A 26,344-nucleotide genomic window follows, 5' to 3' on the forward strand; every position below is an offset into this window, starting at 1 on the left:
ACATGTCCGTACGAAACGACCGGACCGAGGGGATACGCCGTCGGCGCTTCCTCACCAACGCCGCCCTCGGCGGCGCGACCATCATCGGCGCGACCGCACTCGGCGGCCTCGACGCCGAGGCCGCCTTCGCCGCGGAGCCCTCCCTCGATCCCGCGATAGCCAGGTCCACCTTCGTGGAGGGCCGCATCATCGGCATCACGGGCAGCGTCCTGGAGGTGGCCGGATCCAACGGCGGCCACTCCCGGGTGCAGATGACCAACGTCACCAGCGTGTGGAAGGTACGCGCCACCACGGCCAAAGAGATCGAGGTCGGCGACGGACTCTACGCACGCGGCGTCAAGATGCCCGACGGCACCGTGGCCGCCGACGCGGTGTGGGTGAACATCGTGAACCTGGACACGCAGATCCGTGGCATCGCGAAGGACCGGCTGCACCTCGCCCACGGGCAGCACGAACTGGTCGGCCATGTCGCTCCGGAGGCCAGCGCCTCCTACGCGGGCCGTGCGCTGACGTCCGACCTGTCCCGGCTGCGCATCGGGCAGAGCGCCAAGGTGCTGGGCGCCTGGCGGCCGTCCGACAACTCCGTGGACGTCGTCCGCATCTCCGTCGGACACTGACCCGGGCCCGAGGACAGAGAGAGGAAGAGATGCTGTCACTCACAACGGGCCTCGCCCCGCTGGTCCTCGCGGGTCTGCTCGGGTGGACCGGGGCGGTCAAGGCACTCAGCCGGAGCACCGCGCAACAGGCGCCGAAGACGGCACTGGCCCGCATGCTGCGCAGCAGCGAACGGGCGACGAAGGTCCTTCGCGCGACCGGTGCGGCTGAACTCCTTATCGCCGCAGGGCTGCTCGCGATCCCGGCGAATCCGTTGCCCGGGGCCGCTGCCGCCGTACTCGGGGCGGGCTTCCTCGCCTACCTCGGGTACGGGCGGGCCATGGCGCCGGAGTCCTCCTGTGGTTGCTCGGCGAGTGAGGACACCCCCATCACCTGGCGGGCGTTCGCACGGGCAGCGGCCGTCCTCGTCGGCGGTGCGACCGCCGCGGTGGCGCAGGGTTCCTGGTGGTCGACGTTGTCCGACCGGCCCGCGGCCGGCGCTGCGCTCCTGGCTGCGGCGGCGGCGGTGCTGGTCGCCCTCTCCGCCGATCTCGACCGGTGGTGGTTGCTGCCGCTGCGCCGGACGAGGCTGCGTGTCTTCGGCCACCCGCTCCTCGGCACGGGGGACGGGAGCCGGGTTCCGGTCGCGGCGAGCGTCGAACTCCTGGAGAGCTCCCTTGCCTGGCAGGCCGCCGCACCGGTGGTCCGGTCCGCCCTGCTGGACCACTGGGAGGAGGGGGGTTGGCGCATCCTCCAGTACTCGGGTGTGTACGGGGACCAGGAGAACGCGCGCCCGGTCGCGGTGGTGTTCGCGGTCGACGCCACGGTCGGCCGCGACAGCGGCGGCGATCCCCTCGTCCGTGTCAGTTATGTCGACGCGGACAGCGGGGAGGCCGTGGCCGTGGACGAACTCGGCTCGGTGCCGTCCCGGAAGGCCCTGCCCATGGCGGGCTGACGCCGCGCTCACACGCTCCGACCGCCACCGGCGCGAGGAGTCCCCCAGGGCCGGTGCCGCGACATTCGCGGCACCGGCCCTGCCGGGAGGCAAGGATCGCGACGGGTGAGCGATTCACTCAGCGCTCTCCCCGGAACCGGCACCCCAGTGGGCAGCGTTCGCCCGCGCCCGTGCGAGCAGGGCCGCAGGGTCGGGCTGCGCCTGAAGCGCCTTCAGGACAAGAAACCACCACTGGTGCAGACGGGCCGCGAGTTCCTTCTCCCCCACCACCTCATCGGTGAGCCCGTACAGACCGAAGCACGCGCACACCAGCGTCGTGGCGGTGTCGGACGGATCGATACCCTCGGCGAGTTCCCCCCTGACCCGGGCATCGGCGAGCAGCGTGGTGGCAGCCGCGATCCAGGCTTCGAACGGTGCGGGCACGGCCGCGTCGATGCTGCGGCGCTCGGCCCACAGACGGGCACCGGCGCGGGCTATGACGTCCTCGCTCAGGGCTCTGGCGATTTCGAAGCTCAGACCGACGAGCAGGTCGAGCGGAGGAACATCCGGAGTCGCGCAATACCGGGCCAACTGCGGCCAGGTGGCGAACTGTTCGCGCACCACGGCCAGGGCGAGCTCCTCCTTGCTGGCGTAATGGAAGTAGATGGCTCCACTGGTCTTTCCCGATCGGCCGCTTATGTCGTTGATGCTGGTACCCACGTACCCCTGTTCGACAAAGAGATGTGCCGCGGCTTCCAGCAGGGACTTCCGGGTTGCTCGTGCCCTGTCTTGCACGTATGTTCCACCTTCGATAAATCATGCTGCTCATGCGGCACAAGGGAGCAATACACCCGCACACACGCAGCACACCATCAGTTCTCGCGGAATTCTTATTATTCTTCGACCGTGCGCACGCGCGGGTGAAATCGGGGAAATTCACGCCCCGCGCGCATACGTCGGCGCACCGATTCGTCACCGTTAGTCCCTGTATGTGACGTTCACTCGACGCTCCCGTACGTACGGGTCGCCATCTATCCCCCTTGCCCCGCCAGGGCGCTTCTGGTCTCTACCACTCGAACCTCTCTTCGCGACCAGCCCTTCACCAAGCACTCGAAATAGTGATTGCGCCCTTCTTCGTCGCGTAATTAACGTAGTGACCACGATGTTTTTGGGATCGCTCCGCGGGAGCGAACAACATCCCGGGCGGCAGGCTCCACAGAGGCACATCGCCGCCATCGCACGCGGTCACCGAATTTCCCTCGGCATCCACGCCCCATCAGCCGAGCACGCCCCCAGCCGTCCGGTATCCCCTGAACCCGTGACGGAACAGGGTGGCGCACTCTCCGAGAACGGCAGAGAAATGACAGTTCACCGCATCTTCAGCTGGTCCCCAGCCGCCATTGTGTTCGATTGCGATGGCACCCTGATGGACACCGAACGCCACTGGCAGGACGCCCGAAACCACGTCTTCCGCGAGTTCGCCCTGAGGCCCCCGTACGGATTCGCCGAGCGGGCGAAAGGAGTGCATTACATCGAGTGCGGGAGCCTCATGGCTCAGGAGACCGGAAAGCCCGAACTCGCCGACGCCATGACCCATTCACTGAAACGGCACTTCACGGCACTGGTCGCCGAGGACCCCGTCGCCATGCCGGGCGCAGCGGCACTGGTCCGACTGACGGCACGTCATCTGCCGCTCGCGGTGGCCAGCAACTGCCCTTTGGACGTGGTGGAGTTCTGCCTGGAACGAGCCGCGCTGCTGAGCCACTTCGATCACGTCGTCGTCGCCGGCAACACCCTGCGGCCCAAGCCGCATCCGGACGTCTACACCGCTGCGGCTCGCGCCTGCGGCGTGTCTCCCCAGGACGCGCTGGCGGTGGAGGACTCCGTCACAGGCGTCGAGGCGGCGCGCAGTGCCGGGCTGCGCGTGGTGGGCGTCGGGCCACGTCCGGCCGGAGCAGACGCCGAGCGGGCCGATCTCTGGATCGACGCACTGACCGACCCCGACCTGCTGGCCTGGGCCCAGGCCCGGATCGCGGCGGCCGACCCCCGCGCATGAGCGGTCGGACACAAGCAGGAGCAGGAGCAGACACACGGCTCCTCGGGCCGCCGCGCTACGGGCGGCAGGGTCCCTCGCGCAGGGTCCTGTCCTGATACATCGATCCGGGCCCCCGCGGGCAGCCGTCGTCAGGCGCGGGCAGCCCGGCGGTCCCCGGAGCCGTTCCGGCGCCGACCACTCGGGTGGCGCCGGAACGGCGGTACGCGCAACGGCTGTTACTCGGCCGCGTCCTCCACCGTGATCGCCTGCACCGGGCAGACGCGGGCGGCTTCCCGGACCAGCGGATCGGCTGCGTCCGTCTCATGGCCGGGCCGCAGCTCACTGAACCCGTCGTCGTCCTGGGTGAACACCTTCGGCGCGGTCAGCGCGCACTGGCCGGCGCCGATGCACACACCCTTGTCGATCCTGATCCGCATGACCACAGCGTCCTTTCCGGCAAGGGCCCGGCTCACCACGTCACAGGCAGTTCGAGCATGCCCTGGATCGTGTCGCCTGGCTTGAAGGGGATCTCGTCGGCGGGCGCCGCCAGTCGCAGTTCCGGCAGCCGGCCGAAGAGCGTGCGCAGCGCGATCTCCAGCTCGGCCCGCGCAAGGTTCTGGCCGAGGCACTGGTGGATCCCGAAGCCGAAGGCGAGGTGATGGCGCTGCTCCCGGCCGAGATCCAGTTCGTCCGGGGACGGGTAGGCGGCCACGTCCCGGTTGATCACCGAGGTGGCCAGCACCACCCCGTCACCTGCGTGAATGGTGACCCCGTCCACGTCGATGTCCTCTGTCGCCACCCTGGTGATCCCGTCGGCGATGGACAGGAACCGCAGCAGTTCCTCCACCGCGGCGGGCATCAGGTCCTCGGACCCGCGCAGCCTTTCCAGCTGGTCCGGATGCTGAAGGAGCGTGAACGTACCGAGCGAGATCATGTTCGCGGTCGTCTCGTGGCCGGCAATCAGCAGGATCTTGGCCAACTGGACGAGTTCTTCGCGGCTGACGGCCCCGGTCTCCAGTTGCTGGGCGACCAGTTCGTCCAGCAGTCCCTCGCCCCGGTCGGACCGCTTGCGCTCGATGAGTTCCCGGAGGTACGCGTCGAGTTCCGTCCGAGCCGCTTCGATGTCCGCGGTCTCCGGGCCGCGGAGCAGTTTCCGGGACTGGGCCTCGAAGAAGTCGTGGTCGGCGTAGGGGACGCCGAGAAGAGCGCAGATCACGGTCGAGGGAACGGGCAGCGCGAAGGCGCTCACCAGATCCGCGGGCGGGCCCAGCTCGATCATGGCGTCCAGCAGCCGGTCCACGGTCTCCTGGATCCTCGGCCGCAGTTCGATGGTCCGCTTCACGGAGAAGCTCGGGATCAGCATCCGCCGCTGCGTGTGGTGCTCGGGGTCGTCGACGCCGAGCAGTTCGATACGTCGCTTGGTGATGCGCGACACGCGTTCGGTGAACACCGGGAACGCGGGATTCTCCCGGTCGGCCGACAGTCGCCGGTCCACCAGCAGAGCACGTGCCTCGGCGTGTCCGGTCACCAGCCAGACCCGGCGGCCGTCGAAGAGCCGGGCGGGGAACAGCGGCCGGGGCCCTTCGCTCCGTGGCCGGTAGTCCGCCGGCGGGTGGTAGGGGCAGGTGCGGTCCTGCGGGAAGGAGACGGTCTGGGTGTCTGCCATGGCGGACCTCGCAAAGAGGGCGGAAGGATGGTTACCGGTCTCCCCCACCAGGTGCCTCAGTCACCTTTCCAGGATACGCAAGGACCGGCCGGCCCGCAGTGGAGCCGTCACCGTCCGTGGCCGGACCCAGCTCCGTCGGACCCCGGCACGGACCGGCGCCGCGGCCCGTCGCCGGATCTCCCGTGGCAGCACCCGACGCCCGCCGCCGACAGTCCGCCGCCCCATACAGCAATGGAGAAAATGCATGTTATGCGCATAAAGTTTACTTATGCCGCATGCCAGTGAAGGTGGGACAGGAGGTACCGAGGACCGGAGGCACCTCTGGTCCGGCGCCTACCGGGCATGGGCCTGGTGGCTGCCCCTGCTGCTGATCGTCGTGGACGTGGTCGTGGACCTGACGTTGCTGCGCAGCCGCGAGCCGTTGAGCTTCCTGCTCGTCGGAGCCCCGCCCCTGGCTGCGGCCACCCGGAGCCCGCGGCACACCGCCGGGATCACGCTCGCCTGTCTGGGACTGGAGATATGGCTCGCCTCCCTGCGCCCGGGGCACCTCATGGAGGAACACCATGTGACCGTGTATGCCACCACGGCCCTGATCGGCGCCGCCAGCGTCGCGCTGTCCTGGCAGCGCAGCAAGGCCGAGGCCAGCCTGGTCCGTGCCCGCTCGATCGCCGAAGCGATCCAGATGACGCTGCTGCGCCCCTTCCCGAAACGGCTCGGCCAGGTACGGGCGGCGGGCTTCTACAAGGCGGGTGAGGGCGGCGCCCTCGTCGGCGGCGACCTCTACGACCTGTGCGAGACCCCGTTCGGCGTACGGGTGGTCCTGGGGGACGTACGGGGAAAGGGGCTGGACGCGGTCCAGACCGTCGCCGCCGTCCTGGGAAGTTTCCGGGTCTGCGCCCACGAGTGGCCGGATCTGAGCCGCTTGGCGGAGCACATGGAGCTCAGTGTCGCCCGCAACGCCGGAGCCTCGGCAGGCGATGAGGAACTGTTCGTCACGGCTCTCATCCTGGAGTTCCCGCCCGGCGGGGGCTCGGTGCGGATCGTCGACCGCGGGCACCCCTCGCCCCTTCTGCTGACCGCGGACGGGCCGCGACGGCTCCGTACGGTCCCGTACCTGCCTCTGGGGCTGGGAGAGTTGGGGCTCGACCGGGCCGAGATCACCACGCATCCGTTGCGGGCGGGAGAAGTGGTTCTTCTGTACACGGACGGGGTGAGCGAGGCGCGGAACGCCCGGGGCGAGTTCTATCCGGTACTGGACCGGTTGACGGACCGGTTCGGTGACGGCCACAGGACTCCGGATCCCGACGCGCTCGTCTCCTTCATCAGGACCGAGACGGACAACTGGTCGGCCGGAGCCGACGACGACCGGGCCGTGATCGCTCTTTCCCTGGGGTAGCCGCCGGCGTTCCTCCCCAGCGCGGCCACCGGAGATCCCCGGGGCCGGTGTGCGTGTGCCCCGGGGGAAGACCGGTCGGCTGCTGTGCCGATTCTCCACGGGGGGTAGGCCCGCACCGCACTCTTGTTGTACGTTCCGTCCACAAGCTTGCTAGACGTGGCGTCTAATAAGCGAAGGGGGCGCTCGACCGCCGTCGATCTCATCGGATGGGCACCGGATGGGACGAGGGTGGTCCGCGTCGAGTCGATCTGTCGATTCAAGGAGCCGCACCATGGCAAGCAGCACCGCTGGACCGGAGCACCGGAACCGGCTCGACGAGCACGATGTCTCCCGGCGCCTGCTCGACTCGGCGGCCACGTTGTCCTATGACCCGGTCACGGAAGTGGACTGGGACACTCCGCTGGACAAGGACTTCCATGGTGCGAGCCCCGAGTGGAGCACGCTCTACGGCACGGCGTACTGGGGCGAGCTGACCGAGGCCCAGCGCAAGGAGCTGACGCGGCAGGAGGCCGCGTCGGTGGCGAGCACCGGGATCTGGTTCGAGATGATCCTGCAGCAGATGGTACTGCGCGACATCTACGCCAAGGACGCGACCGACCCACGGTTCCAGTGGGCGCTCACGGAGATAGCCGACGAGTGCCGGCACTCCATCATGTTCGCCCGCGGGGCGGCGAAACTGGGTGCGCCGGCCTATCGGCCCCGTCGCTCCGTGGTCGAACTCGGCCGCGCCTTCAAGACACTTGCTTTCGGCGAGACGGCCTATGCGGCGATCCTGGTCGCCGAGGAGGTGCTCGACGTCATGCAGCGCGACTGGATGCGGGACGAACGGGTGGCACCGTTCGTACGGACCATCAACAACATCCATGTCGTGGAGGAGTCGCGGCACATGAAGTTCGCCCGTGACGAGACCCGCAGGAGGCTCCGGCAGGCCGGCCCGCTGCGCCGCCGGCTCAGCGCGTTCGTGATCGCGGTCGCCGCCTATTTCATCGTCACCAGCATGGTGAACCCGAAGGTCTACGCCAACGCGGGCCTCGACGCGAAGCGCGCCCGCGCCGAGGCCAGGGCGAACCAGCACCACAAGTCACTGATGCGGTCCAGCTGTTCGGGCCTCATGGAGTTCCTGGCCTCGGCGCGCCTGCTCACCCGGCCCGCACTGGCCCTCTACCAGCGCGCCAGCCTGATCTGATCCGAGCCGACCGACCGACCACCGAGCCGAGCGGACGACATGACGTACGCCATCACCCAGAACTGCTGCAGCGACGCCACCTGTGTGGCCGTGTGCCCCGTCAACTGCATCCACCCGACGCCGCAGGAGCGGACCTTCGGCCGGACGGACATGCTGTACATCGATCCGGCGGCCTGCATCGACTGCGGCGCCTGTGCCGATGCCTGCCCGGTCGACGCGGTCTTCCCGGTGGACAGCCTGCCCGACGCACAGAAGGACTACGCCGAGGTCAACGCAGCCCACTTCGCCGGTGCGGAACCCGAACCGGCCGGCACCGGTCCCAACTTCCACCCCTGGGACCCGCCCGCCTTCGAGCGCAGCCTGCCGTCCGACTTCGCGCCGATCCGGGTCGCGGTCGTCGGCACCGGCCCGGCCGGGATGTACGCGGCCGAAGACCTGCTGCTGCACACCCCTGCCGAAGTGACGCTGGTGGACCGGCTGCCGGTGACCGGTGGACTCGTCCGCTACGGCGTTGCACCCGACCATCCCGGGACCAAGAAGGTGGCCGAGACCTTCGCACGCTTCCACTCCCATCCCCGGGTCCGCATGCTCCTGGGGGTGGAGATCGGCAAGGACATCACCACGGACGAACTCGCCGCGCACCACGACGCGGTCATCTACGCCGTGGGAGCCACCGCCGACCGTCGGCTCGGCATCCCCGGCGAGGACGTGCCGGGCAGCATCCCGGCGACGGACTTCGTGTCCTGGTACAACGCCCACCCCGAGGTCGCGCCGGACGCCATCGACCTGTCCGCGGAGCGGGTCGTCGTGGCCGGAAACGGCAATGTCGCCCTCGATGTCGCCCGCATCCTGGTCACGGACCCTTCGGCGCTGTCCGGCTCCGACATCGCCGACCACGCCCTCACGGCCCTGCGCGCCTCGAAGGTGCGCGAGGTGGTCCTGCTCGGACGGCGCGGCCCGGAGCACGCGGCGTACAGCGCGTCCGAACTCCTCGGCCTTCAGCGGCTTCCGGGTCTGGAGACGGTCGTCGACGACCACGATCCGCGGATCGGTGCGGCAATCGACGGTGCGGCACCCGACGGGAAGGCCGCACTGCTGCGGGGCACGGCCCGCGAGGCGGTGGACTGGTCGCGCACCCCGGCATCGAAGCGACGCGTCGTCTTCCGCTTCCACTCGGCACCGGTGGACGTGCTCGGCGACGAGGCCGTCCGAGGCGTGCGTGTGACGGGACGCCCGGGCGAACTCGACCTGCCCGCCGGCCTGCTGCTGCGGGCGATCGGGTACCGCGGTGAGCCGGTGACGGGGCTGCCCTTCGACGAGGCGACCGGCACCGTGCCGCACGAGCGCGGCCGGGTTGTGGGTCGGCCCGGGACGTACGTCGTCGGCTGGATCAAGCGCGGGCCCTCGGGCGGCATCGGGGCCAACCGCGCCTGTGCCGCCGAGACGGTCGGCACGCTCCTGGCCGATGCCGTCGCCGGCGCGCTTCCGTCACCGGCGCGTACGCCCAGGGCGCTCCTGCGCCTCGCCCGCAGCCGCAGCCGTCAGGTCGTCGACGCCCGTGGACTGGCCGCCATCGACCGGGCCGAGCTGGCCCGAGGCCGTGACGGCGGCCGCCCGCGGATCAAGTTCGGCACGGTGCCGGAGCTGCTCGCGGCGGCCAAACGCACCCGCTGGAGGGTGCCGGGCTGACTCCCCGCACCCCTGCGGGCCGTGGCCGGTCCTTCATCGGGTGTCTCTCCCGCTCACGGCCGGCGACCGGTGTCCGGAACATGCCGGTCGCCCGCTCAGCATGCTCGGCTACCGTGTGCTCCCAGCGCTTCCCGCTCCGGCTCTGCGTACAACGCCGTGCGTGCCGGGCCGGATTGGCGCCGCATCATGCCCACGCCCACACCCCGTGCACCGTCTTCATCTCCGCATGGGTGTGTGGGACGCGCGACGACCAATGGAGCACACGTTGAGGACGACGTTCCGTTCTCGTTTCACCGCCCGGATCGGGCGAACCTACCTGGCCAGACTGCAGAAACACGGAATCGGTTCCTCCACGATCAGGTTGCTTCCCGAGGATCTGCTGGCGCTTCTGCGCAGGGACGGCCTGGATCCGGTGGAGAGGCTGGCCGGGCTCCGGGCAAGGACGCCGGTCTCCAAGGTGCAGCTCCCGTTCGGGATGAACGCCTGGGTGGTCACCGGCTACGAGGAGTCGAAGGCCGTTCTGGGATCGGCCGACGGGTTCAGCACCGACTTCGCCCATCTCGCCGTGAACGCCGGAGTGGCGGCGGAGCAGAGCCCCGGCGGCCTCGGGTTCAGCGATCCGCCCGTGCACACGCGGCTGCGCCGTATCCTGACCCCGGAGTTCACGATGCGCCGGCTGCGTCGGCTCGCCCCCAGGATCGACGCCATCGTCGAGGAGCGGCTCGACTCGATGGAGGAGCGGGACGGCCCGGTCGACCTGGTCCAGGAGTTCGCGCTGCCGGTTCCCTCCCTGACCATATGTGAGCTGCTCGGTGTTCCCTACGGGGACCGTGAGGACTTCCAGCAGTTGGCCATGGACCGTTTCGACCTCTTCGGCGGGACGACGGCGCCCTTCGGCGCCATGTCCCAGTCGCTGGCGTACTTCAGGAATGTGGTCAGGATGCAGCGCGAGGACCCTGGCGACGGGCTGCTCGGCATGATCGTGAAGGAGCACGGCGACAGCGTCGATGACGAGGAGCTCGCCGGTCTCGCCGACGGCGTGCTCACCGGCGGGTTCGAGACGACCGCCAGCACGATCGCGCTCGGCTCCCATGTGCTGCTGCAGAACCGGGACGTCCTCGAGCGCATACGGAGGGACGACACGATGGCCGCGCGGTTCGTCGAGGAAGCACTGCGCTACCTCTCGGCGGTACAGATCGCCTTCCCGCGGTTCGCCCGCCACGACGTGGAGATAGCCGGGGTGGTCATACCCCGGGGCGACATGGTGCTGTGTTCCCTGAGCGGCGCCAACCGCGATGCGTCGTACGTCAGGGACGACGGACGTTTCGACCTGAGCCGCAACCCCGCGGGGCACCTCGCCTTCGGTCACGGAATCCACCGCTGCATCGGTGCCGAACTGGCGCGCATGGAACTGCGCGCCGCCTACCCGGCCCTGGCGCGACGGTTCCCCCGGATGCGCCTCGCCGTCCCGCCCCAGGATCTGGCCTTCCGGAAGCTGTCCATCGTCTACGGCATCGAATCGCTGCCGGTGCACCTGCGCTGAGCGGGCACGCACTCCCAGCGCCTCCGTCCGTCACCGCCGCGAACCCGGCCGGGAGGCGTTGGTACCGTCGTCCTGCTACCACTCAGCGACGATCCGCTCGGGGCTGCGGGATGTGGTGCCGCGTCGCCACTCCACCCCGTCGGCGGGTCGCACCAGCCGGAGGCCGGGGAAACGGGCGGCGAGCCGGTGCAGGGACAGGTGGAGTTCCAGCCGGGCCAGCCAGGCACCCATGCAGTAGTGCGGGCCCGCCCCGAACGACAGGGTGGGGGCCTCCAGCGGGGCGAACAGGTCGTCGAGCTGCCGGGACGGGAACACCTCGGGGTCCCGGTTGGCCCTGCCGCAGTCGGCGAGAACCACCGAGCCCGCCGGGATGGTCACGCCGCCGACCTCCGTGTCGGCGGCGGCGTACCGGGCCGTCCCCCGGTCGTCCCCGAGCGGAACCAGATGCAGCAGCCTCTCCGCGAGCGCGCCGGCGGCCTGTTCGTCCGCACCGAGACGGGGCCAGCTGTCCGGCCGTTCACCGAGCAGGTAGAGCAGGGAGTTGCCGAGCATCGTCATCGTGCTGTCGTGTCCGCCCACCACCAGTCCGCAGACGAGGTCGACCAGCTGACTCTCCGGAATGCCACCCTCCGCATCGGCCGCCCGGACGAGCACACTGGTCAGGTCGTCGCCGGGCGCCCTGCGCCGCTCGGCCAGCAGCGCGCTTCCGAACGCCGCGAACTCCGCCAGCCCCGCCCGCATCTCCTCCTCGGGATGGGAACCGTCGGAGAAGGCGTACTGGGTCCAGTGACGCAGGCGTTCCTGTGCCATGGCATCGAGGCCCATCAGACGGCTGATCACCTCGACCGGGAGCGGCAGGGTGAAGCGGGCCACCAGGTCCACCGGTGGTGTGCAGGAGGCGAGTTGGTCCAGTCGCTGTTCCACGATCGACGCGATCCAGGGCCGCCATCGCGCGACGGCCCTCGGTGTGAACGCCCGCCGCAGCGTGCGGCGCAGGCGCAGATGGTCCTCTCCGTCCTGGTTGAACATCAGGTCGAGGCTGCCCACCAGCCCTGGTTCGTCCGACCGGGGCGGCGCGTCCGGTCCATGCAGCTGGGCGCGGCCGAATCGGGGGTCGGTCAGGACCATGCGTACATCGGCGTACCGGCTCACCTCCCAGGCCCGGGTCCCGTCGGACGACGTGACGGACTCGGGCGGTCCGGGCGGGTCGAATCGCAGGCGGTGCAGCGGGAGCGACGGCGGGCCAACGGCCTCGTCGGTGTCGTGGGAACGGGGCACGGAACCTCCTGGCGTGCGGGGGTGCGAAGCCGCGGCAGGGCCGCGGGCGAGCAGGGTGGGGAGAGGAGCGGCAGACGGGGCTGCGGGAGCAACGGGGCTCAGAGTTCCACCAGCACCTTGCCGCGGCTGGCTCCGGTGTCCGCGTAAAGGCTCCGGTAGGCCTCCGGGATGTTCTCGAAGCCGTGGTGAAGGGTGTGCCCGCAGCGGACCTCGCCCCGCCGGATCCGGCCGCCGAGATCGTCGTGCAGGGCCCGCCAGTTCTGTTCGGTGAACCATTCCAGCGAGAAGATGCCGCGTACGGAGGTGCGCGGGAACATGATGTACGGCAGCAGGCGCGGCCCGGTCGCCTCGCCGCCGACCTGGGTGGCCCACTGCCAGCAGACGGCCACCTGGCTGTCGACGTTGAGCATGGAGAACACCGCGTCGGTGACGGTCCCGCCGAGGTTGTCGAAGTACTTGTCGACTCCGTCCGGGGCCGCCCAGGACAGGGCCTCCCGTACCGATTCATGGCTGTCGCCGTGGCGGTAGACGACGACCGCGTCGAAACCCAGCTCGTCGAGGTAGTCCGCCTTCTGTGTGGTCGAGGTGGTGCCCACCACACGGGCGCCCGCGAGCTTGGCGAGCTGGCCGACCAGCGAACCGACGGATCCGGACGCGCCACTGATCACCACGGTGTCGCCGGAGCGGACCGACATGAACTTGGTCAGGGTGCCCCAGGCCGTCATCCCGGGTCCGCCCATGACCCCCAACGCCGTGGGCAGCGGCAGCGCTTCGTCGTACCAGTCGGGGTCCAGCCGGCGGAAGGCGGGGAAGACCATCGGGAACGTGCCGGTCTGCCAGGGGGTGGCCGCTCCGGTACTGACGAGGTGGGAGCGCCAGCCGCCGAATCCCTGTACCAGGTCGCCGGGCCGGTGGGCCGCCTGCGGGCCCGCGTCCAGCACCTCCATGATCGAGTCGGATCCCATGTGTGCGCCCAGCGGGGTGTCCAGCGCGATGCCGTGCAGGTAGGGGTCCACGGACACATAACGCGTCCGCAGCAGCATCTCGTCCGGGGCGAGGTCGGTGTCGAGTTCCTCCTCGACCTCCTGGTAGACCTTCTCGACGTCCGGTACGCCTTCGATGTGCTCGCGCACCACCCATTTCCTGGTCCTCATCCCGTTCCCATCCTTTCGGTGCTGGTCGACCGGACTCGCCTCGCGGGCCGGGTGTCCGGTCCAGGGCCGACCGGGACGACGACATGGGTCGGCGGCGGCCCGCTCTCGTCGACGGATGCGGTGAACGTCCGGTTGTCGTCCCGGCAGATGAACTGCATGACGTGCCGGCCTGCCGCCGCCGCACGGATCAGGCCGCCCGTCGTCGCCCACACCCCGGACTGGTAGAAATTCCGCAGTCCCGGCAGTCCGGGGCCGTGCTTCTTGATGAGCTTCTCCAGCGTCTCCCCGCTCTCCACGAAGGGCTGCCAGCCGAGCACGGTGCCGTCGTGGTTGCCGGTGTAGCGGACCTGGGTGAGCGGGCTCGACACATCGCGCACGGCGATCGCGTCCGCGATGCCGGGGTGGCGCCGTTCCAGAAAGGCGACGAGCGCGTCGCGGGCCTGCCGTTTGGCCGCGTAGTACCCGCGGCCGTGGCGTACCGGCAGGGTGTGGAGCACTTCGCCGCCCCGGGCCCTGGTCGCCCGTTCCGGTCCTTCGTCCAGGGCCCGCCAGGGGGCGATGTCGCAGAAGTAGGTGACGTAGGCGACGCTCGTTCCCCGGGGGGAGAGTTCGGGGTAGTGCCTGTTGCGGAACTGGACGTTGATGCTCGGGTGCCGCAGGCCGGTCAGGCCGGCTGCCTCCGTCTCGTTCAGCAGATAGGTCGTGCAGGGATCGGCGTCGGGAAAGTCCCTGCGCAGGCCGAGGAAGAGGGTGAAGTATCCGGGGAACACCATGCCGGGTTCCCGGATCGTCCGGGTGTAGAGGCGACGGTACGCCTCGTTGAGGTAGCGACCGTCGAGCAGGTCCATCATCGTGGTGCGGCCGTCGCAGGCCGAGACGACGATGTCGGCGTACAGTACGCTTCCGTCGCTCAAGCGCACCCCGACCGCGCGATCGTCCTCGACGAGCACTTTGTCGACCTTGGCGTTGTAGGTCACCTCCCCGCCGAGCCTTCGGTACCGGCGCTCGATGGACTGCGCCAGTCCGAGCGATCCGCCCTCGGGGACGCCCGCCGAGAGGTTGGCGTGCGAGGCGAGCTGGAAGTGGAACGGCAGGACCGGGAACGCCGGATGCTTCTCGTACAGGATGAAGTTGAACGCCTCTCGGAGCAGGGGGTCCTTGAACCTCGCCGAGTAGTCGGTCATCAGGACGCCGATCGTCTTGCGTACGGCGTTGACGTACGGGACGAAGGAGGCCAGCATCCGCCAGCGTTCCAGCGGCGGCATCAGTCCCACCGGCTTGAGGAACGGATAGACCGCGAGGCATCTGCGGAACGTGCGCAGTTGCTTGCAGAAGTCGCGGATCAGGGCGGAGTCGGCGGGCGAGATGTCCGTCAGATGGGCCTGCAGCCGGTCGGGGTCCGAGTAGAAGTACACGGCCCGGCCGCACCGTCCGCGCACGACGTTGAACACGTCGAAATGCCGGATCTCCTTGCCCTGCAACGCGCCCAGTTCCAGCCAGATCTGGTGCATCTCGTTGCCGGGCCCGCTGCCGAGGAGCCAGCTGACGCAGGGGTCCAGGGTGAAGTCTCCGCGGTCCCAGGCCGTGCAGCAGCCTCCCGGCAGTTCGTGCATCTCCAGGATGTGGGTGCGGTAGCCGTTCATCCGGGCGTAGCAGCCGGTCGACAGGCCGCCGAGCCCGGCGCCGATGATGATCATCGACTGTCGTTCGGAACGCGCCATGACCTTGTTCTCCTCGGTGTTCACGTGCGGATGTCCCCGCGCGCGGACCATCGGTCGAGCTGTGGCAGCCGGCCCAGCTTCCCTGGATGCCACGGCTCGCCGCCCTGGCTCTCGGACGCGGTGAAGCCGCGTCCGAGCTCGTCGCAGAGGTACTGGATGACGAAGCGGCCGGTGGAAGCGGCGCGGATCAGTCCCCCCATGCCGACCCACTGGCCGGCCATGGAGAATCCGCGCAGGCCGGGCAGGCGCATGCGGTCCTTGCCCACCAGATCGGCCGCGAGGTCGTCGGCCTCGGAGAACGCCTTCCAGGCCAGGATGGAGCCGTCGTGGTTGCCCGTGTAGCGCCGGGTCGTCGCCGGGGTGGCGACGTCGACCAGCTCGATGCGTTCGGCCGTGCCCGGCAGGTGGCGTTCCAGGAAGTTCTTCACGAACGCGGCCACTTGGCGCTTCCTGGCCCGATACTCCTTGCGGTCGGTGGAGCGCAGCGCCGTCCAGTGGTCGAAGTCGCTGAAGTAGGTGCAGTGGATCACCGACCGTCCGGGCGGGGCGAATCCGTCGGAGTAGTGGGAGCGCAACTGGACGACCAGACTGTTCTGGAGCGCGCCGGGCAGGTGCGCCGCGTCCTCGGGAGTGAGCAGGTAGGTGGTGCTGTGGGGGCGGTCGGGGCCGAGGTCGCCCTTCAGCCCGACGAAGGCGGAGACCACTGCGGGGAACAGGGTGCCCGGACGGTGGAGCAGTTCCTCGTAGAGCTTGTCGATCCGCGGTCCGGTGTACCGGCCCTGCAACAGCCCCTGGATGGTGGTGTGGCCGTCACAGGCGGAGACGACATGGTCGGCGTGGTACCGCCTGCCGTTGCGCAGTTCGATGCCGACGGCCCGTCCGTCCTCGACGAGGATGCGTTCCACCCGGGCCCGGTAGCTGATCGTGCCGCCGAGCGCGTGGTACCGCTCCTCGACCGACCGGGCCAGTCCCAGTGAACCCCCCTGCGGGAAGCCTGCGTTGTGGTGGTGGGCGCTGGCCATGTTGAAGAGGTACGGGAGCAGCGGGAAGCCCTCCGGGTCCTGGAAGAAGATGTTGCGGAACGCCCTGCGCAGCAAGGGGTCCTGAAAGCGGTCGGCGAACTCGTGCATGGGGGTGGCCGCCGTGCGCCACAGGAGCCGGAACGCGGGCAGGACCGTACGCAGTGTCGCCGCTCTGTCCCGTACGGTCCGCAGGGCGGGCGCGGTCAGGAACGGGTACAGCTCGATGGCGAGGAATCGCCTGAGGTCCCGGCAGAAGGAGCGGATCAGCCGGGCGTCGGCGGGCGAGAGCGCGAGCAGGTGCTGCTCCAGCCGGTCCGGGTCGTTGTAGAAGACCACGGACCGGCCGGTCTCGTCGACGACCCGGTTGAACATGTCGAAGTTGGTGATGGACTTGCCGTCGAGCGCCCCCAGTTCACGCCATACCTGGTGGGCGTCGTTCCCGGCGGCCGTACCGATCAGCCACTCGATGCAGTAGTCGAAGATGTAGCCGTCACGCGACCAGGCGGTGCAGCAGCCGCCGGGCAGCACGTGCTTCTCGAAGATGCGGGAGCGCATGCCGTTCATCTGCGCGTAGCACCCGGTGGACATTCCGGCGATCCCCGCCCCGATGACGATCACCCGGGGGCTGCCGTCCGGCTCCCGGTCACCCGGGCCCCACGAGTCCTCCTCCTCACCGGCCATGGCCGCCTCCCTGGAGGATGCCGCGCACCAGCTCGGCGTTGCGGGCCGCGTGCTTGGGGTCGAGCATGTCGGCGTGGACCCCTGAGCCGCGCACGAGGGCCGTGGCCGTGGTGGAGCTCCCGTGCCAGGTGCCGCGCTCGCCCTCGGCGTAGAGCCCTGTCTTGTCCTCGTCCGTGATGACGCTGACGGTGGCGGACACCGTGCCCAGATTGGGTGTGCGGCCGCAGAACTCCAGGTACTCCGTGGCATGGTCGAGGGTCTCGCGGGCCACGATCTGTGACCCGGTGTGCTTCAGCAGGTGTTCGGCCAGTTCCGCCTCGAAGATCTCCAGGTGTTCGGGGGCGGGCACGTAGGTCTCCAGGATGCGGTGCGAGTCCAGGACGATCACCTGGGCGACGTCGCGCCCGCGGCGTTCGAGCTCCTTGGCCACCTCGAAGGCGAGGTTGCCGCCGAGCGAGTAGCCCAGCAGCAGGCAGCTGCCGTCGGGACGCATGGACTCGACGAGGTCGGCGTAGCGGGCCACCTTGTCGTCGCCCGGGACGTAGTTGAAGGCGGTCAGCCGGTACTCCGGCAGGTGGCCGGCGAAGGTGCGGTAGACGAGTCCGTGTCCACCCGCCGGTGGGAAGCAGAAGAGGGCCGGTTCCCGGTCGCTGTTGAAGGTCAGGCAGGGCAGGTCGTCCGCGATGCCGCCGGTGGCGAGACGCTCCACGGTCGCGGCCATCCCGTGCAGGGTGGTGACCCGGTACAGGAGGCTGACGGGGATGGCGACGCCGAACTCCTGCCTCAGCCGGTGGATCAGTTCGATCAGCTTGATGGAGCTTCCGCCGGCCTCGAAGAACTCGCGTGTCGGTCCGACCCGTTCGAGCCCGAGCAGTTCCTTCCAGTGCCGGGCCATGCTCTCCTCGAACGGTGTGCCGGGCATCTCCTCCGGCTCGTCGCCGGTGTAGAGGCGGGGGGCCGGCAGGCCGGCGAGATCGACCTTTCCGTTGGCGGTCAGCGGCAGTTCCGGCAGGGCGACGAAGTGCGCGGGCACCATGTACGCCGGCAGTAGTTCCGCGAGGTGCCGACGGAGTGCGCGCGGGTCCAGCACCGCTCCTTCTGCCGGTACGCAGTAGGCACAGAGGACGTCCTCCCCGCGGGCGTCGGGACGCACCGTGACGACGGTGCGGGCCAGTTGGGGCCACTGGGCGAGGTGCGTCTCGATCTCGCCGATCTCGACCCGGTGGCCGCGGAGCTTGACCTGGCCGTCGACCCGGCCGAGCAGATGGACCCGGCCCTCCGCGTCCCAGTGCGCGGCGTCGCCGCTGCGGTAGAGGCGGACGGGCTCGGCGCCGGGTTCCCGGCTCAGTGTCCGGGTCACGAACCGCCGAGCCGTCTGTTCGGGGTCACCCGCGTAGCCGAGCGCGACTCCGTCGCCGCCGATCCACAGTTCGCCCGGCACACCGGGCGGCACGGGCTCACCGTGCCGGTCGAGCACATGCAGCGTGCTGTTGCTCAGGGGGCGCCCGATGGGCACCGCCCGGCCGGGCTCCAGGTCGTCGACGGGTCCTTCGAAGAAGGCGCTGTCGATGGTGGCCTCGGTGACCCCGTAGGAGTTGATCAGGCGGGTGTGCGGTCCGCACAGCTCGCGCAGCTTCCCGTACTCCCCGGCCTTCCAGGCGTCGGATCCGACAACCAGCAGGCGCATGAAGTCCAGCCGGAGGTCCTCGCGTTCGCAGTGGTCCACCAGACCGCGCACGACGGCGGGGACGAACTCCGCGCAGTCGACGTGTTCCTCGCGCATGGTGCGGTACAGGCGTGCGGTGTCGAAGAGCAGGTCGCGGTCGACCAGTACCAGGCTGCCGCCCGAGCACAGGGCGCGGACCAGGTCGCCGGTGAAGACGTCGAAGGAGGGGGACGCCATCTGGAGGTGGACCCGGACGTCTCGGTCCAGCCGGTACTCCTGGAGCCAGGCTCCGTACGCCGAGGTGAGGTTCCGGTGGCTGACCCGGACGGCCTTGGGCTGTCCGGTCGAACCGGAGGTGTGGATGATGTAGGCGGGTGCGTCGAGGCCGACGGGGCCGTCGTCGCCGGGGGTCCCGCCGTGGTCGGCTCCGAGCGGCGCCTCGTACAGCTCCGGCAGGGTCAGGATCCGGGCCGGCAGCCGGGCCATCCGGTCCCGACAGTCGTCGTCCTCGACGATGACGAGCTCGGCGGCCGTCGCCCGGACGGTGTGGGCGACGCGGTCGGCCGGGTGGTCGGGAAGGACCGGGAGGTAGGCGCCACCGGCCTTGAGCACCGCGAGCAGGGCGACGACGAGTTCGGCCGACTTGTCCAGGCACAGCACCACCACCGAGCCGGTGCCCACCCCGAGACCGCGCAGTCGCCGGGCCAGATCCTCGGTGCGCCGGTCCAGTTCCGCGTAGGTCAGCCGCAGGGCAGGCCCGTGACGCGCCGGGACCGTGACGGCGACGGCGTCCGGGCACCGGGCGGCCACCTCGCGGATCAGCTGGTGCACCGGGCGCACCGGGTCCGCCGCCGGGCGGGTGACCCGCCCGCCCCCGCTCCATTCGCTCACGAGCCGTTCGCGCTCCTGCGGTGCCAGCATCTCCAGGCGGGTCGTGGGGTGATCGGCCGGGACCCGGGTCATGCTGTCGAGCAGTGCGGTGTAGTGCGCTGCCATGCGGCGCACGGTCTGCGGAACGAACAGGTCGGTGTTGTACTTGAGGACGCAGTGGAAGCGGTGCTCGGCCTCGTCCTCGTACACGGACAGGGTCACATCGAACTGCCCCTCCTCCTCGGGTAGTTCGATGTACTCGAGCCGGTATCCGTACTTCTCGGTGGCGACCTTGTGGGTCAGCAGGATGAACATGGCCTGGAACACCGCGGAGCGGCTCGGATCGTGCTGGAGTCCGAGTGCGTCGACGAGCAGGACGAACGGGTACTCCTGGTTGTCGAGGCCGCCCAGTACGGTCGTACGGACCTGTTGCAGCAGCTGGGCGACCGACGGGTCACCGGACAGATCCGCATGCAGCGGGAGCGGGTTGACGAAGTAGCCGTAGACGGAGGCGAACTCCTGCTCGGTCCGTCCGGTGACCGGACTGCCCACGATGACGTGATCCTGGCCGGAGTAGCGTTGCAGCAGCACGTAGTAGGCGCTGAGCAGCACCATGAAGGGTGTCACGTCGTGCTCGCGGGCCAGGGCGTGCACGCGGGCGGTGAGCGCCGCGTCCAGGACGAAGAACTCCGAGGCGCCGTTGTGCGTCTGGACGGCGGGCCGGGGCTTGTCCACGGGGAGTTCCAGGACGGGCACCTCGGCCGGCAGGTGCGCACGCCAGTAGTCGAGCATGCGCGGCGCGGCCGGACCGGCCAGGAAGCGGTTCTGCGCGTTGAGGAAGTCCAGATAGCGCGCGGTGACCGGCGGCAGCGCGGACGGGCGGCCCTGGCGCAGCCCCTCGTACACCGCGAGGAGTTCCTCGATGAAGGTGAACGTCGAGATCGCGTCGGAGACGATGTGGTGGACCGCCTTCATGATCACCCAGCGCTCGGGGCCCCGCTTGAAGAGACGGAAGCGGAAGAGCGGATCGTGCTCCAGGTCGTAGGGCCTGCGGTACTCGGCCACGATGGTGCGGTGGATGTCCTCCCACTCCTGGTCCTGCACGTCGAACAGGGCGACGTCCACGCTCCGGTCGGACGACACCTGCTGGAGCGGCAGGCCGTCCACCGTGAGGAAGTTGGTCCGCAGCGCGGGGTGGCGGGCCACCAGGCACCGGACGGCCTCGAACATCAGGTCGGGGTCGAGCGCGACGCGGACCTCGACCGCGCCGCCGATGTTGTACGCGTAGCCCTCGGGGTTGAGCTGCCTGAGGAACCACAGGGCTTTCTGGTTCTGCGTCAGGGGATGAAGAAGCTCGTTCTCGAAGACCTCCACCGCTGCGCTGCCGACGGCGTCGACCTGGTCCGCCATCGACTCGGCCAGGGCGTCGTGGAGCTGGGCGATGAGTGCGCCGACCGGTGTGCCGCTGAGCAGGGCCACCACGGGGGGAGCGATGCCGAGCTCCGCGCCGAGCCGGGCGCGCAGCTCCATGGCGAGCAGCGAGTCGAGCCCGAGTGCGTTGAGCCCGGCCTGCGGGTCGATCTGGTCCGGGCCCGTGCGCAGGACCGCGGCTGCCGTTGCGGTGAACCGCCGGGTCACCAGGGCGAGGCGTTCCTCCGGGTCCGCGTCACGGAAGCCGGCCAGGACGTCCTCGTCCGTCCCGTCGGCCGTCGTCGCCGTGGCCGTCGCGGCGAGTGAGGCCACCAGCGCGGGCGGGGAGGTGTACCAGGCCAGGAACACCCCCCAGTCGACGACCGTGGCGACGAGCAGCTGGGCCCGGTCCTGGCCGATGACGCGTTCCAGGACCGCCATGCCTGCGTCCGGTGCCAGCGAGCTCATCCCGCGACTGTGGAGGTAGTGGCCGACGAGCCCCAGCTCTTCGATCATGCCCGTGGCCCACGGTCCCCAGTCGATGCTCAGCCCCGGCAGGCCGAGCGCCCGGCGGTGCTGGGCCAGCGCGTCCAGGAACGCGTTCCCGGCGGCGTAGTTCGTCTGCCCGGCCGTGGTGAGCAGCGACGCGATCGAGGCGAACAGGACGAAGTGGTCCAGGGGTTCGTCGCGCAGATGCCGGTGCAGCAGATACGCGCCGACGGCCTTGGGGTCGTGTGCCCGGGCGAACGTGGGGCGGTCCATGTCCGTCACGAGGGTGTCGCGGACCTGCCCGGCCAGATGGAACACCCCGCGCACCGGCAGCGGGTCGGTGCGCCGGTGGGCGTCGAGCCAGGAGGTGAGCGCGGGCTCGTCGGTGATGTCGAGCGGTGCCAGGAGGACCCGGGCACCGAGCGCCTCCAGCTCCTTGACGAGGGCTGCGGCGCGGCCCTCGGCGGTGGCCGGATCAAGACCGCGCCAGGCGGAGCGCTCCGGCAGTTCGGTGCGTCCGATCAGGATCAGGCTGCGCGCCCCACGGCGTACGAGCGTCCGGCACAGGAGCCGTCCCAGCGCTCCGAAACCCCCGGTGACCAGGTAGTTCGCGTCGGCGCGCAGGCGCAGCGGAAGGGGGCGCGTCAGTCCTTCGGCGCGTCGCAACCGGCTGGTGTAGCGGCCGGCGCCGCGCAGGGCGATCTCCTCCTCGTCGTCGGTGAGGAACTCCTGGAGCAGCGCCTGTGCCTCGTCGCGGTGGTCCGTGTCGCCCGGCCGGCCGGGACCCAGGTCGATGAGCTTGCCCGGGTGGGAGAGGAGCTCCTGGTGCCTGAGCACCCGGCCGACCCCCCAGGCGGGCGCCCCGAGCGGTTCCACGGTCTCGCCGGGCTCGACGCACTGTGCGCCGCGGGTGACGATGTGCAGCCGTCCGGTGTGCTCGTGGCGAAGCAGCGTCCGGGCGAGCGCGATCAGTGAGTACGCCCCGGTACCGCTGTGCCGTACGAGGTCCTTTTCCGATGCCTCGTCGAGGCGTGGCAGGTCGAGGTTCCACAGGTGCACGACGGTGCCCGGGGCGAGTCGGCCGTTGCTCTTGTCGTGGCCGTCGGGGCGGTCCGCGGCCAGGTCGGCGAAGAGCTGCTCCAGGTCCGTGTCGGAGTCCGGGGCGACCGTGAACTCCGTGCCGTCGTCCCCCTTCCGGTACGACTCCCCCGGTCGTACGAGGCGGCAGCGTTCGCCGCGTGCGGTGAGCAGGACGCTCAGGGCGTCGCCGACGCCTTGACGGTCGGCGAAGACCAGCCAGTCGCCTCCGGTGGCGGTGGAGCCGGCCACGGGCGTGCCGGCGGCCCCCGGCCTCCCGTTCCGGGCAGCGTCGGAGGACGGGTCGATCCAGACGGTCTCGGCGAGCCAGGAATCGATCGTGTCGAGTCCGACCGCGGCAGAGGCCTTCTCCACGTCGGCGGCGCGAAAACCGACGATGCCGCCCAGGGGTTCACCGCTGTCCGTGTGGACCGAGATGTCTCCGACGAGTTCGTCCCCGTCGTTACGGGTCACCGTTGCATGAGCCCAGACGGGGCGGTCCCCCACCGGGGCGATGTGCACCTCGTCGATCGACAGCGGCAGACGGATGCCGGAGGCCGGCCGGTCCGCGTCGTCGCCCAGGAGCTGCGTCGCGAGCAGGGACTGGAAGCAGGCGTCGAGGAGCACGGGGTGGATGTGGTGGCGGGCCGCGTCGTCGCCGATCACCGCAGGTGGACGGAGCCGGGCCAGTACCTCGCCGGCGCCGATCCACACCTCCTCGACCGCCCGGAACGCGGGGCCGTAGTGGTATCCGAGGGCGGCCAGCGCCGCGTAGCACTCCTCGCCGTCCATGCGGCGCAGGGCGCGCGCCCGGAGGGCGGCGGCATCGACGGGGGGACCGGCAGGGCGTGGTTGCCCTGAACGCACGACACCGCGCGCGTGCACGGCCCGGGTGCCTTCGGCCGTGCCCGTCGAGGCGATGGTGAAGGCCGCGTCCTGCGACGAGAGCGTCATGTCCACGGCCCGGTCCTCACGCTCGGGCAGGAAGAGTGCCTTGCGGAACTCGATGTCCGTCAGTACGACTTCGGTGCCGCCGGTCAGGGAGCGGACCGCCTGGGTGGCCATCTCCAGGTATCCGGCTGCTGGGAAGACCACGGTGGACTGGATGCGGTGATCGTCGAGGTAGGGCAGCCGCTCGGTGTCGAGGGTGGTGTGCCAGGTCGGTTCGGTGTGGGTGGTGCGGCGGCCCAGCAGCGGGTGCCCGGTGTGGCCGAGGCGTACCTGTGCCACGGGGCCGGGCTCGGTCCAGTAGCGGTCGCGCTTCCACGGGTAGCGGGGAAGGGGCACCACCGTGCCCTCCGGGTGCAGGGTGTCCCATGCGACAGGGAGGCCGAGGTTGTGGAGCGCGGCCAGTGAGGCGGCGAACCGCTCCGGTTCGTCCTCCTGGCGGCGGATCGACGCCAGGGTGTGCACGGTGCTCCCGCGGCCGTCGAGGCACTCCCGGATGGAGTGACCGAGCACCGGATGCGGGCCGATCTCCAGGAACAGGCCGTGTCCGTCGTCGGCGAGCCGGTCGACGGCCGAGCGGAAACGGACTCGGTCGCGGACGTTCTTCCACCAGTAGTCCGCGTCGAGTTCGGTGCCGTGCGCGGTGCCCTCCTGGCCGGTCAGGTACAGCGGAACGGTCGCCGCCCTCGGTTGCAGCCCGTTCAGCGAGACGAGCAGCTCGTCCTTGATCGCCTCCATGCCGGCGCTGTGGTACGGGACCTCTACGTTCAGAAGCTTGGCGAAGATCTGCTCGGCGCGGAACGCGTCCGCCAATTCGGTCAGGGCCTCCCGATCCCCCGCGAGCGTGACCGCGCTGGGGCTGTTGACCGCGGCCACGGACACCCGGTCCCCGTACGCGTCGGCCCGGAGCTGTGCCTCGTCCTCGGGCAGACTCACGGCGAGCATGGTGCCGGTGCCGGTGAGCGTGTGCTGGAGCCGGCTGCGGTGGAGCACGATGCCGACCGCTTCCTCCAAGGTGTAGACACCCGCCTCGTAGAAGGCGGCGACCTCGCCGGTGCTGTGACCGACCACGGCGTCGGGCCGCACACCGTAGTGGCGCCACATGGCCGCAAGTCCGATCTGGACGGCGAAGTTGGCCGGCTGTGCGAGCCATGTCTCACCCATGCGCGACACGGATTCCTCGGCCGTCATCTCCTCGATCAGCGACCAGCCCGCGAGTTCGCGGACGATCCGGTCGCAGCGGGTGACCGCGTCCCGGTACACCTGGTCGTCCTCGAACAGCCGGCGGCCCATGCCCCACCACTGCGGCCCCATCCCGGTGAAGACCCAGGCCAGGCGGCGCTGTTCGGTGTCGAGCTGCCTGCCCTGGACCACGCGGGGGTGCGGTTGGTTCCGCAGGAAGGCGTCGAGCCCCTCGTCCAGGTCCTCCGGGGAGGCGTACACGACGGTGAGCCGTGACTCCAGGTGCTGGCGACGCCTCGCGAGCGTGTATCCGAGGTCGGACAAGGACTCCTGCGGTCCGTGGTCCGGTGCCAGTCTGCCGCGGATGCCCGCCGCGAGTCCCGGCAGGGCGTCCGGGGTCCGCGCGGTCAGCGGAAGGAGGTTCCAGGACCGTTCGGCGGGTGTGGCCGATGGGACGTCCCGCGTGGGTGCCTCCTCCAGTACGACATGCGCGTTCGTGCCGCCGAAGCCGAACGCGTTCACCCCGGCCCGTGCGGGGCCCTCGTGCGCGGGCCAGTCGGTCGGCTCGGTCGGGATCAGGTACGGGGAGGATTCCCGGTCGATCGCGGTGTTGATCCGGTCCAGGTTGATGTGGGGCGGGATCCGGCGGTGCCGGAGACAGAGAACGGTCTTGATCAGCCCAGCCACGCCGGCTGCCGCCTCGGTGTGCCCGATGTTCGTCTTGACCGATCCGACGTAGCACGTGGCCCCGGGTCTGCGGCCGACGGCAAGCGCCCGGCTGAGCGCGTTCGCCTCGATCGGATCGCCGACCGGTGTGGAGGTGCCGTGCGCTTCCACGTACTGGAGGGCGCCGGGGGTGATGCCCGCTCCCGCGCAGACGCGTTCGATGAGGGCGACCTGGGCATCCGCGCTGGGTACGGTGATGCCGTTCGTGCGGCCGTCCTGGTTGACGCCCGTACCGAGGATCACCGCGTGGATCGGATCGCCGTCGCTCAGCGCGTCGTCCAGCCGCTTGAGTGCGACCATGCCGACGCCCTCGGCCCGTACGTATCCGTTGGCCGTGGCGTCGAAGGTCCGCGAGCGCCCGTCGGGTGACAGGAAGCCGCCCTTGGTCTCGGCGATGGTGTACTGCGGTGCCGCGTGCAGCAGCACGCCACCGGCCAGCGCGAGATCGGTCTCCCCGTTGTTCAGGCTCTGGCAGGCCAGATGCACGGCCACCAGGGAGGAACTGCACGCGGTGTCGATCGAGAGGCTGGGGCCCCGGAAGTCGAAGCAGTGCGAGAGACGGTTCGAGACCATCGTCATCATGGTGCCGGTGGCGGTGTGCGCGGCCAGCGAACCGAAGCCCAGATCGGAGAACTGGAGGATCTTGTAGTCGAGTGTGAACGCGCCCACGAACACCGCGGTATTGCTTCCGGCCAGCTCCGCGGGGCGTTGACCGCCGTCCTCCAGTGCCTCCCAGGCGACCTCCAGCAGCTTGCGCTGCTGCGGGTCCATGTGGTCGGCCTCCCGCGGGCTGATGCCGAAGAACCCGGGGTCGAACTCGTCGAAGCCGTCGATGTATCCGCCTCGGCCGCCGATCAGACGCCCGGGCTTCTCCTGGTATCTGCTGCCGAGCGTCGTGACGTCATAGCGGTCCCCCGGTGTGGGGGTGATGCAGTCCTTGCCGTCGATGAGGTTCTGCCAGTACGTGCGGTGATCCGAAGCACCGCCGGGCAGTCGGCAGCCCATGCCGATGATCGCTACTTTGTCGCTCACAGGGGCACTGTTCACGTCGGGCAAGTCGTACTCCTCAAGTCGTGA

General features: G+C 70.0%; 15 protein-coding genes. 7 read left to right on the plus strand and 8 right to left on the minus strand.

All coding sequences use genetic code 11. The features are described 5' to 3' along the window. Positions 1–2 precede the first annotated feature (2 nt). Together AB0L71_RS10865 and AB0L71_RS10870 are read left to right on the plus strand one after the other, a co-directional pair. Entirely contained in the window at positions 3–617 is a 615-nt protein-coding gene (locus AB0L71_RS10865; protein ID WP_365240622.1) for a cell wall protein, read from the plus strand. Between the two features lie 29 nt (positions 618–646). Continuing rightward, on the plus strand, positions 647–1,549 hold the full coding sequence (locus tag AB0L71_RS10870) for a MauE/DoxX family redox-associated membrane protein (RefSeq protein ID WP_365240624.1): 903 nt from the start codon (positions 647–649) through the stop codon (positions 1,547–1,549). A 114-nt stretch (positions 1,550–1,663) separates the two neighbouring features. Here the strand turns inward: AB0L71_RS10870 and AB0L71_RS10875 are convergent, their stop codons facing one another. Next, complete coding sequence (locus tag AB0L71_RS10875; protein ID WP_365240627.1) at positions 1,664–2,323, minus strand: ScbR family autoregulator-binding transcription factor; 660 nt, start codon at positions 2,321–2,323, stop codon at positions 1,664–1,666. Between the two features lie 565 nt (positions 2,324–2,888). Here AB0L71_RS10875 and AB0L71_RS10880 point away from each other — a divergent pair. Continuing rightward, positions 2,889–3,584, plus strand: a complete 696-nt coding sequence (locus AB0L71_RS10880; protein ID WP_365240629.1) for an HAD family phosphatase — start codon at positions 2,889–2,891, stop codon at positions 3,582–3,584. A 215-nt stretch (positions 3,585–3,799) separates the two neighbouring features. Here AB0L71_RS10880 and AB0L71_RS10885 read toward each other — a convergent pair whose 3' ends face one another. After that, on the minus strand, positions 3,800–4,000 hold the full coding sequence (locus AB0L71_RS10885) for a ferredoxin (RefSeq protein ID WP_365240632.1): 201 nt from the start codon (positions 3,998–4,000) through the stop codon (positions 3,800–3,802). A gap of 32 nt (positions 4,001–4,032) precedes the next feature. After that, on the minus strand, positions 4,033–5,229 hold the full coding sequence (locus AB0L71_RS10890) for a cytochrome P450 (RefSeq protein ID WP_365240634.1): 1,197 nt from the start codon (positions 5,227–5,229) through the stop codon (positions 4,033–4,035). Between the two features lie 268 nt (positions 5,230–5,497). Between AB0L71_RS10890 and AB0L71_RS10895 the strand changes: the two genes are divergently transcribed. The 4 genes from AB0L71_RS10895 (at position 5,498) to AB0L71_RS10910 (ending at position 11,043) form a co-directional block, all read left to right on the plus strand. Beyond that, positions 5,498–6,625 (plus strand): PP2C family protein-serine/threonine phosphatase, encoded by a 1,128-nt coding sequence (locus AB0L71_RS10895; protein WP_365240636.1) that lies wholly within the window; start codon positions 5,498–5,500, stop codon positions 6,623–6,625. 271 nt (positions 6,626–6,896) lie between these two features. After that, positions 6,897–7,811, plus strand: a complete 915-nt coding sequence (locus AB0L71_RS10900; RefSeq protein ID WP_365240638.1) for a diiron oxygenase — start codon at positions 6,897–6,899, stop codon at positions 7,809–7,811. A 39-nt stretch (positions 7,812–7,850) separates the two neighbouring features. Next, a complete protein-coding gene (locus AB0L71_RS10905) occupies positions 7,851–9,500 on the plus strand; it encodes an FAD-dependent oxidoreductase (RefSeq protein ID WP_365240640.1) in 1,650 nt (549 codons plus the stop codon). Between the two features lie 265 nt (positions 9,501–9,765). After that, on the plus strand, positions 9,766–11,043 hold the full coding sequence (locus tag AB0L71_RS10910) for a cytochrome P450 (RefSeq protein ID WP_365240642.1): 1,278 nt from the start codon (positions 9,766–9,768) through the stop codon (positions 11,041–11,043). A 75-nt stretch (positions 11,044–11,118) separates the two neighbouring features. Here the strand turns inward: AB0L71_RS10910 and AB0L71_RS10915 are convergent, their stop codons facing one another. From AB0L71_RS10915 to AB0L71_RS10935, 5 genes are all read right to left on the minus strand, one after another. Continuing rightward, positions 11,119–12,321, minus strand: coding sequence for a cytochrome P450 (locus tag AB0L71_RS10915; protein WP_365240645.1), 1,203 nt, complete (start codon positions 12,319–12,321; stop codon positions 11,119–11,121). A 98-nt stretch (positions 12,322–12,419) separates the two neighbouring features. After that, entirely contained in the window at positions 12,420–13,475 is a 1,056-nt protein-coding gene (locus AB0L71_RS10920; RefSeq protein WP_365240648.1) for an NADP-dependent oxidoreductase, read from the minus strand. Further along, complete coding sequence (locus AB0L71_RS10925; RefSeq protein ID WP_365240957.1) at positions 13,472–15,196, minus strand: NAD(P)/FAD-dependent oxidoreductase; 1,725 nt, start codon at positions 15,194–15,196, stop codon at positions 13,472–13,474. Before AB0L71_RS10925 ends, AB0L71_RS10920 begins: the two co-directional genes overlap by 4 nt. 20 nt (positions 15,197–15,216) lie before the next feature. Then, entirely contained in the window at positions 15,217–16,899 is a 1,683-nt protein-coding gene (locus tag AB0L71_RS10930; RefSeq protein WP_365240650.1) for an NAD(P)/FAD-dependent oxidoreductase, read from the minus strand. Continuing rightward, positions 16,889–26,323, minus strand: coding sequence for an amino acid adenylation domain-containing protein (locus AB0L71_RS10935; RefSeq protein ID WP_365240653.1), 9,435 nt, complete (start codon positions 26,321–26,323; stop codon positions 16,889–16,891). Before AB0L71_RS10935 ends, AB0L71_RS10930 begins: the two co-directional genes overlap by 11 nt. Positions 26,324–26,344 lie beyond the last annotated feature (21 nt).

This window comes from Streptomyces sp. NPDC052052 (genome assembly GCF_040680455.1).
Lineage (GTDB): Bacteria > Actinomycetota > Actinomycetes > Streptomycetales > Streptomycetaceae > Streptomyces.